16 protein-coding genes are annotated in these 16,048 nt (G+C 44.9%); 13 read left to right on the plus strand and 3 right to left on the minus strand.

The window, feature by feature from the left end; all coding sequences use genetic code 11:
* Positions 1 to 90 precede the first annotated feature (90 nt).
* Both ACR32F_RS08640 and ACR32F_RS08645 read right to left on the minus strand, forming a co-directional pair.
* Entirely contained in the window at positions 91 to 1,239 is a 1,149-nt protein-coding gene (locus tag ACR32F_RS08640; protein ID WP_440117999.1) for an MGDG synthase family glycosyltransferase, read from the minus strand.
* Between the two features lie 49 nt (positions 1,240 to 1,288).
* Positions 1,289 to 1,816 (minus strand): phosphatase PAP2 family protein, encoded by a 528-nt coding sequence (locus tag ACR32F_RS08645; protein ID WP_440118001.1) that lies wholly within the window; start codon positions 1,814 to 1,816, stop codon positions 1,289 to 1,291.
* A 707-nt stretch (positions 1,817 to 2,523) separates the two neighbouring features.
* On the opposite strand from ACR32F_RS08645, the gene ACR32F_RS08650 reads away from it, so the two are divergent.
* The 10 genes from ACR32F_RS08650 (at position 2,524) to ACR32F_RS08695 (ending at position 11,373) form a co-directional block, all read left to right on the plus strand.
* Entirely contained in the window at positions 2,524 to 3,762 is a 1,239-nt protein-coding gene (locus ACR32F_RS08650; RefSeq protein WP_440118003.1) for a glycosyltransferase family 2 protein, read from the plus strand.
* A 303-nt stretch (positions 3,763 to 4,065) separates the two neighbouring features.
* On the plus strand, positions 4,066 to 4,560 hold the full coding sequence (infC, locus tag ACR32F_RS08655) for a translation initiation factor IF-3 (RefSeq protein WP_440119746.1): 495 nt from the start codon (positions 4,066 to 4,068) through the stop codon (positions 4,558 to 4,560).
* A gap of 24 nt (positions 4,561 to 4,584) precedes the next feature.
* Positions 4,585 to 4,788 carry a 50S ribosomal protein L35 gene (gene rpmI / locus ACR32F_RS08660; protein WP_440118005.1) on the plus strand — a complete coding sequence of 68 codons (204 nt, stop codon included), beginning with the start codon at positions 4,585 to 4,587 and terminating at the stop codon, positions 4,786 to 4,788.
* An 86-nt stretch (positions 4,789 to 4,874) separates the two neighbouring features.
* Positions 4,875 to 5,234, plus strand: coding sequence for a 50S ribosomal protein L20 (rplT, locus tag ACR32F_RS08665; protein WP_017689664.1), 360 nt, complete (start codon positions 4,875 to 4,877; stop codon positions 5,232 to 5,234).
* 579 nt (positions 5,235 to 5,813) lie between these two features.
* Positions 5,814 to 6,854, plus strand: coding sequence for a BMP family lipoprotein (locus ACR32F_RS08670; RefSeq protein WP_440118008.1), 1,041 nt, complete (start codon positions 5,814 to 5,816; stop codon positions 6,852 to 6,854).
* A gap of 133 nt (positions 6,855 to 6,987) precedes the next feature.
* Positions 6,988 to 7,176, plus strand: coding sequence for a hypothetical protein (locus ACR32F_RS08675; RefSeq protein WP_440118010.1), 189 nt, complete (start codon positions 6,988 to 6,990; stop codon positions 7,174 to 7,176).
* Between the two features lie 10 nt (positions 7,177 to 7,186).
* On the plus strand, positions 7,187 to 8,725 hold the full coding sequence (locus ACR32F_RS08680; RefSeq protein WP_440118012.1) for an ABC transporter ATP-binding protein: 1,539 nt from the start codon (positions 7,187 to 7,189) through the stop codon (positions 8,723 to 8,725).
* On the plus strand, positions 8,718 to 9,797 hold the full coding sequence (locus ACR32F_RS08685) for an ABC transporter permease (RefSeq protein WP_440118014.1): 1,080 nt from the start codon (positions 8,718 to 8,720) through the stop codon (positions 9,795 to 9,797). The genes ACR32F_RS08680 and ACR32F_RS08685 overlap by 8 nt, the downstream gene beginning before the upstream one ends.
* Positions 9,798 to 10,760, plus strand: coding sequence for an ABC transporter permease (locus ACR32F_RS08690; RefSeq protein WP_440118015.1), 963 nt, complete (start codon positions 9,798 to 9,800; stop codon positions 10,758 to 10,760).
* 217 nt (positions 10,761 to 10,977) lie between these two features.
* Positions 10,978 to 11,373, plus strand: a complete 396-nt coding sequence (locus ACR32F_RS08695) for a hypothetical protein (protein ID WP_440118017.1) — start codon at positions 10,978 to 10,980, stop codon at positions 11,371 to 11,373.
* 6 nt (positions 11,374 to 11,379) lie between these two features.
* On the opposite strand, the gene ACR32F_RS08700 is transcribed toward ACR32F_RS08695, so the two are convergent.
* On the minus strand, positions 11,380 to 11,823 hold the full coding sequence (locus ACR32F_RS08700; protein ID WP_440119748.1) for a GNAT family N-acetyltransferase: 444 nt from the start codon (positions 11,821 to 11,823) through the stop codon (positions 11,380 to 11,382).
* 601 nt (positions 11,824 to 12,424) lie between these two features.
* Between ACR32F_RS08700 and ilvB the strand changes: the two genes are divergently transcribed.
* The 3 genes from ilvB to ilvC all read left to right on the plus strand — a co-directional run bounded on the left by ilvB (position 12,425) and on the right by ilvC (position 15,952).
* A complete protein-coding gene (ilvB, locus tag ACR32F_RS08705) occupies positions 12,425 to 14,176 on the plus strand; it encodes a biosynthetic-type acetolactate synthase large subunit (RefSeq protein WP_440118019.1) in 1,752 nt (583 codons plus the stop codon).
* The gene (gene ilvN, locus ACR32F_RS08710) at positions 14,173 to 14,655 is read left to right on the plus strand and encodes an acetolactate synthase small subunit (protein WP_024628317.1); all 483 of its coding nucleotides are present in this window, start codon (positions 14,173 to 14,175) and stop codon (positions 14,653 to 14,655) included. The genes ilvB and ilvN overlap by 4 nt, the downstream gene beginning before the upstream one ends.
* A gap of 304 nt (positions 14,656 to 14,959) precedes the next feature.
* Positions 14,960 to 15,952 (plus strand): ketol-acid reductoisomerase, encoded by a 993-nt coding sequence (ilvC, locus tag ACR32F_RS08715; RefSeq protein ID WP_017689654.1) that lies wholly within the window; start codon positions 14,960 to 14,962, stop codon positions 15,950 to 15,952.
* Positions 15,953 to 16,048: the final 96 nt, after the last annotated feature.

A 16,048-nucleotide genomic window follows, 5' to 3' on the forward strand; every position in this document is an offset into this window, starting at 1 on the left:
GTGTACGTGTGAGCTTGTTTGAAGCTGTTTGCTGGCAGACGAATGTTAGTTAGATAGTGCTCGTAGAAATCTGCTTACACGAAGAACCCGTTATGATTGCGCTTGATCTGCCGAATATGGACGCAGCTCCAAAAGGTCGATGATACTTTGTGCGCTCTGCATTGGATGATACTTGGCAATCTGCGCGTTATGGCGTTTGCGTTTGCGTACAATGTCAGGATAATGGTGGAGCAGTTTGTTCATCCATCTTACCACAACATCCAGTGAAGTAATGGGCTCTCCCAAACCTCTTGCGGTGAAATAGTGAACATTCTCTTCTTCCTGACCGGGGATGGGATTGTGGAATAACATTGGGATTCCCTTTGCCAGACCTTCACTGCAGGTCATTCCACCCGGCTTGGTAATCAGGAGATCAGATACTTCCATTAGTTTGTCCACTTCCTTGGTGTAACCGATGATATGGATATTTTCTCTCTGATACAAAGGGTTTTGTTCCATTCTGATTCGGCTTTTGTCATTTTGACCAAGGCAGAAAATAATCTGAATGTCCTCATGCCAGCGTGTCAGCAATTGATTAACCACTTCGTCACTGAGCATCCCCCAACCGCCGCCCATCACAAGCACAGTGGGCATGTTTTTCAGGTTGAATCTGCTCCGGATCTCATCCCGTCCGGGATGCTCCCAGAAATTAGGGTGAATTGGTATGCCTGTAACCCGAATTTTATCTATAGATACTCCCCTGAGCATTAATTTGGACTTTACTTCATCTGTAGAGACCAGATACAGGTCCACTTCGGGGCTGATCCATGTTCCGTGCGCGTCATAATCGGTAATGACTGTACATAGTGGCACCTGTACACCCAGGCGTTTCAATCTGGATATGACGGCGCTGGGAATAGGATGGGTGCATACAATAACATTTGGACGAAGCTGACGTACAATACTGCGCGTATGAGTATAGAACAATTTGTGCAACGCGAGGGTGGTCAGCCGGTTCAAGGATTTCTTATATTGGTGCCTGTATACGTACCCGATGAGTTTGGGCTGGTTAATCACCGTTTTTTTATATGCCGTAATAATTAGTGGTGCAACTCTGGGGTTCAAAAAGCTTCCCAGCTCGAGTACTTTGGTTTGCACATCTGGTGATAGTTTTCGCAAACTGCTGGACAGTGCATAAGCGGCCTGAGTATGACCAGCACCAAAGCCTTCGGATAATAGTAATACTCTTTTTTTCTCCACGCTTGCCTCACCTGTTCCTGCTAGGTTTACTTCGTCTAACATATCCACTTTAAGTCCATAAAGCAACTGTTGCAAGTGCGACTAAAGTACCGATTGTAGCACCTGCTAACACGTCTGAAGGATAGTGTAATCCTAGGTAAATCCGAGAAAATCCGACAATTATAGCAACAGGGAGTAGCGCCATCAGAAAGATTGGTTCCATTGCCATAAAAGGAACTGTTACCGAGAAGATGGCGGTTGTATGCCCCGAAGGAAATGAGTGATCCGTCAGGGGGTTGCGAAACGTAATCGTATCCGGCAGGGCCAGGTAAGGCCGAATGCGAGGATACAGCCTTTTAGCAATCGCCACTGGAATATGACTGACCGCCAGAGCGATGCTAGCCTGAAGCCCTGTTGTACTCCAAGGAGCGGGAGCCAGTAGCCAGATCAGTAAGGATACAGCAATAGAAGAAGTTGCTCCGCCCAGATGGGTGAAATAATACAGCCAAAAATTCATAAATCGATTATGAAGTCGACCATTAATCCACATAAACACATTTCGATCATACTCTTGAAACTTTACGAATAAACGGCTCATATTGGCCTCCTGCCAGTCAGGCCGCCCATGTTGGCGGCAGTATTTGCGGAAAATTACTGTGTCCAGCTTTGTCCTGATTAGTATATAACCGTTTTTCGTGAACTTGAGGTTATTTCAGGTATATGTTTATCATATTTTTAAATGTTGTCCTTTTCAAGAAGAACACATGTGAAGAAGATAAAATTCATGTTAAAGAGTGGATAAACATCCAATTAATTTTTGACTCGGATGAGCCAAAAAAGATACAATGATTCAATATGGCTGATTTGAGGTAAAAAAATGTGAGTTTTAGATTAAACTTTTTGAGCTCTGTTTACGTTAATTGATGTAGAGGCTCTGTCGATATGCATCAAAGTTGAAAAAAGCAGGGACTTTAGAAATAAAAATCAAGCAAACGGCTGAAAATAAGACATAACAGGCATGAATGCGAGGTTGCGGTATCATGAAGTGCCTATTCAGCGTTTAAAGTTCACATTTTTGCTTCAGGGAGTGGAATTACGGTTTTGACAAATGGCTGAAAAGCATACAAAATCGATAAAGCAGCCAATTGGCAGCAACCATGCTTGAAACATTTCCTGAAATATTTGCGTAGTACTCAAAAGAACAGGGTCATATTCTGCACATCACAAAAAAATAAAGATGCAGAAGCAGGTAGAGAAACGTTCTAAAGTAAACTGGGTTTGAAAAAAAGGGGGTAACAGAGAACGATGATGGACGCTATATTCGTCACGATGCAGGTCATTCTGGCACTGCTAGCCGTGTACCAATTCACGTTTTCGCTGTTCGGTCTGCATAAGAAAAAGAAAAAGAAACTATATCCGGCGACAAAATCATTCGCTGTACTCGTCGCAGCGCACAACGAGGAACAAGTTATTGGTGCGTTGATGGAAAACCTGAAGCAACTGGATTATCCGAAAGATCTGTACGATGTGTTTGTCATTTGTGATAACTGTACGGATGGAACGGCACAAATTGTTAGAGATCATGGATTAAATGCTTGTGTACGTACAAACGCAGATCTCAGAGGTAAGGGCTATGCGATTGAGTGGATGCTTAAGTACCTTTGGAAACTGCCACGCCAGTATGATGCAGTGGTTATGTTTGATGCTGACAACCTGGTTGATCACAACTTCTTGCTTGAAATGAATAATGATTTGTGTAACGGATCACGGGTTATTCAGGGGTATATCGATACCAAGAACCCAGAGGATTCCTGGATCACTGCGGCATACGGTGTATCTTACTGGTACATCAACCGCTTGTGGCAGTTGTCCCGTCATAATCTGAATATGGCAAACTTCCTTGGAGGTACAGGGATGTGCTTCGAGACCAACCTGCTCAAGGAAATTGGCTGGGGCGCTACAAGTCTGGTTGAGGATTTGGAGTTTACGATGCGTAGTGTACAGCGCAATGTATATCCTGTTTTTAACTACGATGCCAAAGTATTTGACGAGAAGCCGTTAACGTTTAAGGCTTCTGCAAGACAGCGTCTGCGCTGGATGCAAGGGCACTTTACAGTTGCACGGAGATATTTCTTCCCACTTTTGTGGCAAAGTATTAAAGAAAGAAGCCTGGTCAAATTTGACCTTGCTGTGTATGGTGCCAATGTGTACGTGGTATTGCTTACGTTCCTAATGACAGCTGTCATGTGGGTGGATACGGCAGTGTTCAGTGGTCCCAATATCGCGAACATATACGGATACTTCCCGCTATGGGTAGGTTTTCTAGCCATTGGTCTGAACATTCTCACATTCCTGTTGTCAATGGCGCTGGAGAGAGTCACCTTTGCTAAAGTGTATCTGTACTTGATTTTGTTCCCAATTTATCTGCTCTCTTGGTATCCAATTACGTTCTATGCGTTCTTCACGCAGAACAACAAACAATGGAGCCACACCCAGCATACACGTGTTGTACGCTTGGATGAGGTACAGAGCAAACAGGGATAAACAACTGAAGTAAATCATGTTGTAAAATAAATGTTGTGAATGTGTTGACAATAGTTTTACAGGATGGTACACTATTTAAGTGCGTTAAGCGAATGGCAATGGAATCACAAGAAGAAGTCCGACTTCTCACCTGACCAACAAATATGTTGGCTGGTCAACGATCCCAATAATTTATGAAGTGTATACTCATGAAGAATTGTGTTGATTACAGGGATGTCGGTAGCTTAACCGGCATCCCTTTTATTTTTGTATTACAGGATATTCAAAATGACCTGGAGGTGGACGGTTATTAGTAAAGAGCACATGATTAATGATGAGATTCGGGCGAAGGAAGTGCGCCTTGTCGGAGCTGAAGGAGAACAAATTGGGATTACGCCCATTCGCGAAGCGCTGCAAATGGCGATTGATCTGAACCTGGATCTAGTCAATGTAGCACCACAGGCTAAACCGCCGGTGTGCCGCATTATGGATTATGGCAAATTCCGTTATGAGCAACAAAAGAAAGATAAAGAAGCCCGTAAGAACCAGAAAATTGTTGATCTTAAAGAAGTCTGGTTCCGTTCCAATATTGAGGAGCACGATTATCAAACGAAGCTTCGTAATGTAGTTAAATTCTTGAATGAAGGCGACAAAGTAAAATGTTCTGTTCGTTACCGCGGACGTGAAATTGCGCATGCCGCCATTGGTCAACGGATTTTGGAACGCGTTAAGGTAGAAGTTGCAGAACTTTGTACTATCGAGCGTCAACCGAAACTGGAAGGCCGCAGTATGATCATGATTTTGGCTCCTAAAGCCTGATAACATTGGAGGAGGAAACACAAAATGCCTAAAATGAAAACACACAGCAGTTTGAAAGGACGCTTCAAAATTACCGGTTCCGGTAAAGTCCTTCGTTACAAAGCTCACAAAAACCACTTGCTTTCCCACAAATCCAAACGTGCTAAGCGCGTTCTGAACGGTAACCCAGTGATGGCTGCCGGGGATGTAAAACGTTTGAAACAAGGTTTGGCTAACCTGAAAGGCTAATTTAAAATAATACATCCGTATGGGGGATCGGCTACGGCCGTACACATACCACGGATACATTTAATATTTTGGGAGGTTCTTTTAATATGGCAAGAGTAAAAGGCGGTTTTGTAGTACGTCGTCGTCATAAAAAGGTTTTGAAACTGGCAAGAGGTTATTTCGGTTCCAAACACCGTATTTTTAAAACAGCTAACGAGCAAGTAATGAAATCCTTGGTATACGCATACCGTGACCGTCGCAACACGAAACGTAACTTCCGCAGACTGTGGATCGTTCGTATCAATGCTGCAGCACGTATGAATGGTTTGTCTTACAACAAACTGATCCATGGTTTGAAACTTGCTGGTGTAGACATGAACCGCAAAATGTTGGCTGATCTGGCCGTTAACGACATCAATGCGTTCAACTCTTTGGCTACTGTAGCTAAAGGCAAAATCAACGCTTAACATTGCTTATGCAAGCCGCCGTACCTATGGCGGCTTTTTTTACGGCTTGAGAATGGAATTGAGTATATAGATAGCAGCATTCCTGGGCCGAATAGGCTATAGTCTGGAAGGACACAATGTAACCATAGGATTGGTGAATAACAGACTGTGGGAATACATAAAATACGAACGGTGGAATAATGCAAATAAAAGAAATGAATCCCACTTCTAATAAGGAAACGTGATATGTTTTTGTTATATAACGTTACAACGATGTGACGTTAGTGTGTTAAAACGTTAAATTATTAAGCGCTTTCAATAAAAAAAGAACAAAAATAAGTGGATTTTGGTGATGAAACATCTGGATTTTAACACTGGTTGATTGTATAATCACCTCTAGTAGGCTAGTCCTAAACTTTTCTCTTCAAGTCATAATGTTCGGTTTTTCGACAGATGATACGATACTGTAAGGGGTAGAATGCGCTTTTAATGTCGAAGAAACCATACATTCTGCATAAAAGCCATTTCTGCTATCTGTTGGTCCGTTCAATATCGGCTGGATAGGAATTAGGTATATATCATTAAGGGGGAAAAAGAGAAATGAAAAAGATGCTTAGCTTGTCTTTGGTCATGTTGCTGGCAGTATCGGTCATGCTTGCAGGTTGCGGAAGCAAACCGAAAGAAGAAACAAATGCCGGAGGAGATAAAGGTGGTACTTCTACTGAAGCCAAATCCGATTTGAAAATCGGTATGGTTACTGACGTAGGTGGAGTCAACGACAAATCCTTTAACCAATCCGCTTGGGAAGCCCTGCAAGCGACTGAAACTGAAACAGGTACTGCTGTTAAATACCTGCAAAGTAAATCCGATGAAGAGTACATTCCTAACCTGAATGAATTCGTTAAAGGTGGATATGACCTGACTTGGGGTATCGGTTTCCAATTGGCTGATGCAATCAAGACTGTTGCTGAGCAAAACCCTGAATCTAAACTTGCGATCATTGACAGTGTAGTTGATGTTCCTAATGTTAAATCCGTAACATTTGCTGAAGAAGAAGGATCATACCTGGTTGGTGTTGTAGCTGGTTTGACAACGAAAACGAACAAAGTTGGCTTTGTTGGTGGTATGGACAGCCCGCTGATCAAAAAGTTTGAAGTAGGCTTCAGAGAAGGGGTTAAAGCTGTTAATCCTAAAGCTGAATTCATTCCCAACTACACAGGTGCCTTTGATAAACCTGACCTTGGTAAAGCAGCAGCTGCTACAATGTATAACCAAGGCGTAGACATTATTTTCCACGCTTCCGGCGCTACAGGTAACGGCGTGTTCAACGAAGCGATTGCTCGTAAGAAACAAGGTCAAGATGTTTGGGTTATCGGTGTAGATAAAGACCAATCCCTGGAGTTTGGCGATGATATAACATTGACTTCCATGATCAAAAAAGTTGACGAAGCTGTGAAGCGCGTAAACAAAGAAGTCGTCGATGGAACATTCAAGGGTGGTTCTGAGAACCTGACTTTGAAAGAAAACGGTGTAGGTATCGCGGATACTTCTACAAAAAACGTTTCTGCTGAGACACTTGCCAAAGTGGATGAATACAAAGAAAAAATCATCAAAGGCGAAATCAAAGTACCGACAAAGTAATCTGATTTCAACTGTAAAAGAATAATCATTTGAGGCCGGTCTTGACCGGCCTTATGATTGTCAGGCCGGGAACATTTGATCAGGCCTTGATAACATTTGTACAGGTACACAGGACGTATTTGGGGAACAGCCCATGGCAAAAGAAAAACTTTTCATCATCGCTCCGGTTGGAGCTTTTCTTAAGATTATGGAATTCACTCTCAGCAGAGCTGAAGGATTCGATAATCTCAAGAAAACCGCCGCTACATGCGGTCCATCTTCCTTAATAAACGTCGATAGACGTTTTTCTTACGTTTGCGGAACCACACTATATCAGGTATAAGGGTGATTATATGGGTGCAGCAACCCCCGTCGTTGAGTTAAAACAAATCACGAAGCGTTTCCCAGGCATTGTTGCCAACGACGCCATCAGCCTTCAGCTTCGTAAAGGCGAGATCCATGCTCTACTGGGCGAAAACGGCGCTGGTAAGTCAACGTTGATGAATATTGTATTTGGTCTCTATCAGCCGGATGAAGGTTCCATTGAAGTGAATGGCAAGCCTGTTGTCATCGACAGTCCTAACCGAGCGATCGATCTTGGCATCGGCATGGTGCATCAGCACTTTAAGCTTGTACAGCCGTTCACGGTAACAGAGAACATTATTTTGGGATCTGAACCTACGAAGGGTCTCAATATTAACTATAAAAAGGCAGCTGCTGAAGTGCAGCGCTTGTCCGAGCAGTATGGACTAAAGGTGAATCCTCATGCCAAGATACATGATATCTCTGTCGGAATGCAGCAGCGTGTGGAGATTGTTAAAACGTTGTATCGTGGTGCGGACATTCTGATTTTTGACGAGCCTACAGCTGTATTAACACCTCAAGAGATCAAAGAACTGATGGTCATCATGAAGAAGCTTGTAGCTGAAGGTAAATCCATTATTTTGATCACTCACAAACTGAAAGAGATCATGGAAATCTCCGATACGGTTACGATTATTCGTCGGGGTAAAGTGATTGATTCGGTCAAAACATCGGAAACGAATCCGAATGAACTGGCAGAAAAAATGGTTGGTCGGAATGTCACATTCAAAGTGGACAAAAAGCCAGCGACACCGGGAGCCAATGTGCTCGAAGTCAGCAAATTAACCGCCAAAAATAAAGAAGGTATCTCGGTTCTTAATCAACTTAACTTGAACGTCCGTGCGGGAGAGATTGTTGGGATCGCAGGCGTTGATGGTAATGGGCAAAGTGAACTGATTGAAGCTCTTACCGGACTTCGTAAAGTGGAGAGCGGCTCGATTCGTTTGGAGGGCAAGGAGCTGTCCAATCATTCTCCACGCCATATTTCGGAGTCGGGTGTGGCTCATATCCCGGAAGATCGACACAAACACGGACTTGTCCTTGATTTTTCAGTGAGTGAAAATATCGTTCTGGAATCGTATTATAAAGCACCATACACCCGTAAAGGGTTCCTAAACTTCGATGCTATCAAAAAGCAGGCGAAGCGTCTTGTGGAGGCGTTCGATGTGCGTACACCAAGCATAGAGACTAAGGCTCGCTCCTTGTCTGGAGGAAACCAGCAGAAAGCCATTATCGCCCGTGAGGTGGATAAAAACCCTGAACTGCTTATCGCTGCCCAACCAACACGTGGTCTGGACGTAGGGGCTATTGAGTTCGTGCAAAAGCAACTGATTGCACAACGCGATCAAGGTAAGGCCGTTCTGCTGATTTCATTTGAACTGGATGAGATTATCAATGTATCTGACCGAATTGCTGTCATCTATGAAGGCCAAATCGTAGGTGAGGTGCTGCCGGAAGAAACCAATGACAGGGAGCTCGGCTTGATGATGGCGGGCAGCACCCAAAAGAGAGGTACTGCGCATGAGTAACGTATTGAAATGGTTTACCCGAGATTCATTCATTTTGCCTGTAGTGGCTATCATTATGGGGCTTATTCTCGGTGGTGTAGTCATGCTGATCGGTGGATACAATCCGATTGGAGCCTATGGCGCCTTGTTCACCAAGGTATTTGGAGATATGTACAACTTTGGTGAAGCCGTACGGGAAATGACGCCGCTGATCATGACTGGACTTGCATTTGCATTTGCTTCACGAGCAGGGTTGTTTAATATCGGGGGGGAAGGTCAATTTCTCGTCGGAATGACGGCTGCAACCTTTGTTGGTGTTAAATTTGTAGGTTTACCGATATACATTCACGCTCCGCTGGCTTTGATTGCCGGTGCGCTCTTTGGTGGTCTATGGGCAGCTATTGCTGGTTACCTGAAAGCCGCACGTGGGGTCAATGAAGTTATCAGCAGTATTATGCTGAACTGGATTGGTCTGTATCTGGCCAATCTTATTGTGCGCCAATTCTTGCTGTTGAATGGCGAGAACCGTTCAGTGGATATCAGTGAATCGGCTTCAATTAGCCTAACATGGCTCTCTGAACTGATGGGTAACTCCCGTGTACACATGGGTACATTAATTGCCCTTGTGATGGCTGTGCTCTTTTATATCTATATGTGGAAAACAAAACAAGGGTATGAAATCCGCGCAGTAGGCTACAACCCTAATGCGGCTGAATATGCAGGTATGCATGTTAACCGGAACATCGTCAAAGCGATGTTCATCAGTGGTATGCTTGCTGGTCTTGGTGGTGCATTCCAGGTGCTGGGAGTGTTCCAATACCAGACTGTAATGTCGGGTTCGCCAGGGACAGGTTTTGACGGAATAGCGGTTGCCCTGATTGGTTTGAATCATCCATTTGGGGTGTTGCTGGGTGCGGTACTGTTCGGTACCCTCACGTACGGATCTGCAGGAATGAGCTTTGCTGCGGATGTTCCGCCTGAGATTATTCGGATTGTGATCGGTTCGATTATCTTCTTTATTGCGGCACAAGGTATCGTACGCTGGATACTTAAACCGTTCTATTCGAAGCGCAAGAAAGAGAAGGTGTTGTAGATGGACTTGTTGACAATTGGGCAAATTATCAATACGACGCTTGTCTTTGCTACGGCATTGATTTTTGCATCATTGGGCGGAATTTTTTCGGAGAAATCAGGTGTGACCAACCTCGGACTCGAAGGGTTTATGGTCTTTGGTGCCTTTGCAGCTGGAATCGGGGCACATTATGCTCAAGAAGCGGGCATGGGTGGGACAACATCGGCCTGGATGGGTGTTTTGCTCGCGATTGTGTTAGGCGTACTGGTATCGCTTATTCATGCCGTTGCATCTATCACCTTTAAAGCAGACCAGATTATCAGTGGTATCGTCATTAACTTTTTGGCAGCAGGAAGTACACTGTACTTGGTTAAATTGTTGTTTGAAGGTTCTGGTGATTCACCGTTGGTTCAAGGATTCAGCAAGCTTGATGTGCCGTTCTTGAAAGACATTCCTTTGCTTGGGGAAGCTTTCTTCAAGAACGTATACCCAACGACTTATCTGGCCATTTTGTTCGTATTCCTGACCTATTACATCATGTTCAAAACTCCATTTGGCCTGCGCCTTCGTTCTGTAGGTGAACACCCAAGTGCGGCAGATACGGTTGGTGTTAAAGTGCGTCGTTACCGCTATGTTGCCGTTATGATTAGTGGTGCGCTTGCAGCCATTGGCGGAGCTGCGATTACGTTGACAACAACGGGTACGTTCTCGCACAATACGGTTTCCGGTCAAGGTTATATTGCCATTGCAGCTATGATCTTTGGTAAATGGAATCCGATTGGTGCCTTTGGTGCGGCTGTGTTCTTTGGATTCTCTCAAGCGATCCGGAACTATGTACAATTATTCGAATGGTCACAAAGTATTCCCCAGGAAATTATTTATATGCTGCCTTATCTACTTACCATCATCGTTCTCGTTGCTGCGGTCGGACGTTCTTCGGCTCCGTCTGCACTCGGTGAAGCGTATGATCCGGGTAAAAGGTAACAACCTCCAGCATATCAAGTTAGCTATCCAATGGTTTGATAAGAGGGTCCGCATTGTGCGGGCCTTTTTTTCTTTTTTTGTAACTCTCCTCCTAATTTTCCATGTTTTCCTTAGTGCTTGTGCAGATAATCATATTTGCAGGTATGGACAAAGAAACAAGCGAATCCAGCCATGGACGAATACACTGTTCTGAACGATCCGAGGAGGAGGGGAAAGTATGAAACAACAAGTTACGCGTGATGAAGCGATGAAACTAGTAGGCAAAAATATTGTCGCGATAAAAAAAGACGGTACTCGTGTTACTGGAAAGCTGTTGAAAGTATCAGGCGATAAATTGGTGTTGAAGCGTGTGGTTGGCAAAAAAGTTCGTACCAAGGCCATTTTGCCGCTGGTATTATTTGATCTGCTCGCCATCGCTACACTACCATATGCTTACGGACCTGGTCCTGGATTCGGCTTTGGTCAGGGTGGTGGTCCAGGATACGGCCCGGGACCGAAGCCATGCCCAGGATGCGGACCGGGTTATGGACCTGGAGGACCTGGTGGCGGCTTTGGACCTGGTGCTGGATTCGGTCCTTATGGCCCGGGTCCACGTCCACCAGGCTTTTTCTAGGCCGCTTTATAACCGTTTTTCCATCTCATAACAGCGGCTCATCATAATATACCGAATTGTACTATAGCCATTCTTTTGATAAAATCGGAGCCCCTTTGTATTGCCTTCATCCACCATCACTTTGGATCTTTTGCAACCTCGGGATACTGAGAAGCTTTCCGCCTTGAGCAGCAAAGTCTGTCCGTAGCGCTTACGCTGTTCTTTCGTGGAAACAGCCATCATATCCACATACAGCAGCTCGCCGTGCATGAGAAAGTGGATGAATGCGACAGCTTCTTTGTCAGGCTCCGATGAGACAACAAAGGTCATGCCCCTGTTCATTCGCAGGGGTATTTCTTTGCGTATTTTATTGATTTCACTTTCACTCATATGAGATAGAGGAACAAGTTGAGAGTCAATCAGCCTCATGATGGCACCATCATCCAGCTTGGATTTGCGTTGCCGAATCACCATGGGGAGCCTCCTTTCAGAACCAATCATGCTGCTCGTATATCCTATGCCTGAAGGAAGTTAAAAGGTGACTGAACCAAGCGGAGGGATTAGGGTAACGCTAAAGTTTGAGATGAAGGAAGGATGAATTTCTGAATTTTTATACAAAACAAGTATTGACTTATCGGTTGGAGGAATCATATAATGTTCCTAACATTTAACGAGAATATTTCATCGGCTATGAAGAGGACGAAGTTTTAAGGGCTCTTTTGCTCAGAGAGTGGCTGGAATTGCTGAAACCACCACCATTATCCCTTATATACGAGCTCACCTCGGAGCTGTTTTCCTGAAAAGCACTGGATGTCACTCCTTTCGCGTATTAGGGAAAATCGTATGTCTGCGTTACAGACAACAGGTATGGGAAACGACTATGTTCGTTTGAGCTATCGTTTTGTTGTACTTGGTAAGGTCCGTAATTGCGAAATTTCGGACAAAGTTGGGTGGTACCACGGAAGCGATAACCTTTCGTCCCTCGCAAGCATGAACTTGTTTGCAGGGGATGGAAGGTTTTTTTGTAACTTTAAATGTCAGAATGGTGTAAATTCCGAGAGGAGGATGACTAATGGGAGCTCAAATTCCAGAAGTACGATCGACAGATGAATTACGTGAAAAATGGATGAAGCCGGAGGTCATTAGCGGTTCCGAGATTCTGCTGAGAAGTTTGTTGCTGGAAGGCGTGGAGTGTGTATTTGGTTACCCAGGCGGAGCAGTATTGTACATTTACGATGCAATGTATGGTTTCGAGGATTTCAAGCACGTCTTGACCCGTCACGAACAAGGTGCAATTCACGCAGCTGACGGATATGCACGGGCGAGTGGAAAAGTGGGTGTCTGTATCGCTACCTCCGGGCCGGGAGCAACCAATCTGGTTACCGGAATAGCCACAGCATATATGGATTCCGTGCCGCTGGTTGTCATTACGGGAAATGTAAATTCCAGCCTGATCGGTTCGGATGCTTTCCAGGAAGCGGATATTACCGGGATTACAATGCCAATCACCAAACACAGTTATCTGGTGAAGGATGTAAAAGATCTGTCCAGTGTCATTCATGAGGCATTTCACATTGCCAACACGGGACGCAAAGGTCCTGTACTGATCGATATTCCAAAGGATGTATCAGCCAACAAAACCCTGTTTGAACCGAGTACTGAACCTGTGACATTAAGAGGTTACAATCCACGGACAGTACCGAACAAACTTCAGGTTGATCGTTTGGCTCAAGCTATTCAGGAAGCTGAACGTCCGATGATTCTTGCCGGTGGCGGTGTGGTATACTCGGGTGGACACGAAGAGTTGTTCGAGTTTGTTGAGAAGACAGGCATTCCAATTACGACAACACTTCTGGGTCTTGGTGCATTCCCAAGTGGGCATGAACTATGGACAGGTATGCCGGGTATGCACGGAACATACACTTCCAATCAGGCCATTCAAAAAGCAGATCTGCTGATTAACATCGGCGCACGATTCGATGATCGGGTAACAGGCAAGCTGGATGGATTCGCTCCACATGCCAAAATCGTTCATATCGATATTGATCCTGCTGAAATTGGCAAAAACGTTGCGACCGATATTCCAATCGTGGGTGATGTGAAGACTGTACTTGAAATAGCCAACAAAGAAGTTGGACGTGCAGAGCGTGCAGATGCATGGAGAGACCAGATTAAACAGTGGAAACAAGAGAAGCCTTACAGCTATACGGATTCAGACGAAGTGCTGAAACCTCAGTGGGTTGTTGAAATGCTGAATGATACAACCAAAGGTGAAGCGATTGTGACTACGGATGTGGGACAACATCAGATGTGGGCAGCACAATATTACAAGTTTAATCAACCGCGTTCATGGGTAACTTCGGGTGGCCTCGGAACGATGGGCTTTGGATTCCCTTCTGCAATTGGTGCTCAGATGGCCAATCCGGACAGACTCGTTATCTCCATTAACGGTGATGGCGGAATGCAGATGTGTTCCCAAGAACTCGCAATCTGTGCCATTAACAATATACCTGTAAAAATTGTTATCATTAACAATCAGGTTCTTGGAATGGTTCGCCAATGGCAGGAGCTCATCTATGAGAACCGTTACAGCCACATTGACCTGGCAGGAAGTCCAGATTTTGTAAAACTGGCTGAAGCATATGGCGTGAAAGGATTGCGTGCAACGAATAAAGAAGAAGCTGCGCGGGCTTGGCAGGAAGCTCTGGATACACCAGGACCAGTCGTTGTAGAATTCGTGGTACGCAAAGAAGAAAATGTGTATCCAATGGTTCCGCAGGGAGCAACAATTGATCAAATGCTGATGGGGGATGCTGACGAATGATTAGACATACGATTTCAATATTGGTTAACGATCAGCCAGGCGTCCTTCAGCGGGTATCAGGGTTGTTCGGTCGACGCGGATTTAACATTGAGAGTATTACAGTGGGTCAATCGGAAGAACCCGGACTCTCCCGGATGGTCATTGTCACGATTGGTGATGACAAAACGCTGGAGCAGATCGAAAAACAGTTGTACAAAATTATCGATGTCATTAAAGTGGTTGATTTCAGCCTGAAACCGATGGTAGCTCGTGAACTCGCCCTGATCAAAGTGAAGGCAGAGCCTTCCGAGCGTCCTGAAATACTGGGTGTGGTAGAAACATTCCGTGCATCCGTTGTAGATGTTGGTCCAGGCAGCCTGATCGTGCAGGTAGTCGGAGATACGGACAAAATCGATGCTATGATTGAATTGCTCAAGCCATATGGCATTCGTGAATTGTCACGTACGGGGATAACTGCATTGGTACGCGGCAACGTATAAGGCTATAATGAATATATACTCGGTCTGATGCACATCAGCAGAGTAACACCTACTAAAAAGGGGCGACGATTAGCTAACATGTATAGTTGATCTTATGTGAGAGTGTCAGTCCCTTACAACTTGCAAGGTAACATTTTAGTGATGTAACGCTTGAAAAGATAGCCACACTCCCGCATTAATGGGCGGGTGTCTGAACGGATCGGGTCAGACCAGAGATGCTTTCGACACACCAAGTGAGCCGGTCCCTTGAGACACCCGCTCATTAATGAAGGGTTCTTTACAATACAAAGGAGGACTTATAAACATGCCAGTAACTACTTATTATGAACAGGATGCAGAGCTTAACGTATTGAAAGGAAAAACGATCGCGGTAATCGGTTATGGTAGCCAGGGCCACGCCCAAGCCCAAAACCTTCGTGATAGCGGATTGAATGTAGTCATCGGACTTCGTGAAGGTAAATCCTTCGACACTGCAAAAAATGACGGATTTGAAGTTCTGTCCCCGGCTGAAGCAACAAGCCGTGCAGATGTAGTTCAAATCTTGTTGCCTGACGAAACTCAAGCTTCTGTATACAAAAACGAAATCGAACCAAACCTGAAAGAAGGCGCTGCATTGCTCTTCTCACATGGTTTCAACGTTCATTTCGGTCAAATCGTTGCTCCAAAAAACAGCGATGTATTGCTGGTAGCTCCTAAGTCCCCTGGTCACATGGTACGTCGTACTTATGTGGAAGGTTTTGGTGTACCGGGCCTGATCGCGATCGAGCAAGATGCAACAGGTAAAGCGAAAGAAATCGGTTTGGCTTATGCTAAAGGTATCGGTTGTACACGCGCAGGGGTTATCGAAACTTCCTTCCGTGAAGAAACAGAAACAGACCTGTTCGGTGAGCAAGCTGTTCTGTGTGGTGGCGTGAGTGCGTTGGTAAAAGCTGGATTCGAAACGTTGACAGAAGCGGGTTACGCTCCTGAAATGGCATACTTCGAATGTCTGCACGAACTGAAGCTGATCGTTGACATGATGTATGAAGGCGGACTCGCAAGTATGCGTGATTCCATCAGTAACACAGCTGAGTACGGTGACTATGTAACTGGACCTCGCATTGTAACTGAAGATACGAAGAAAGCAATGAAAGAAGTCCTGACGGATATCCAACAAGGTAAATTCGCCCGCGACTTCATTCTGGAGAACCAATCCGGACGTGCATTCCTGACAGCAACTCGTCGTAACGAAGCTGAACACCCAATCGAAGTGGTTGGCGGACAGTTGCGTGAGATGATGCACTGGATCAAGAAGTAAGCATCAACTTTTTGAAGATGGACTTTAAGGTATTCAAGTAAACTTACAGCTTTAACTGGAAATAGCGGCCGTGCTTATGCGTGAGCCGCTATTACT

This window comes from Paenibacillus hebaui, assembly GCF_051934385.1.
In the GTDB taxonomy this organism is placed as follows: Bacteria; Bacillota; Bacilli; order Paenibacillales; family Paenibacillaceae; genus Paenibacillus.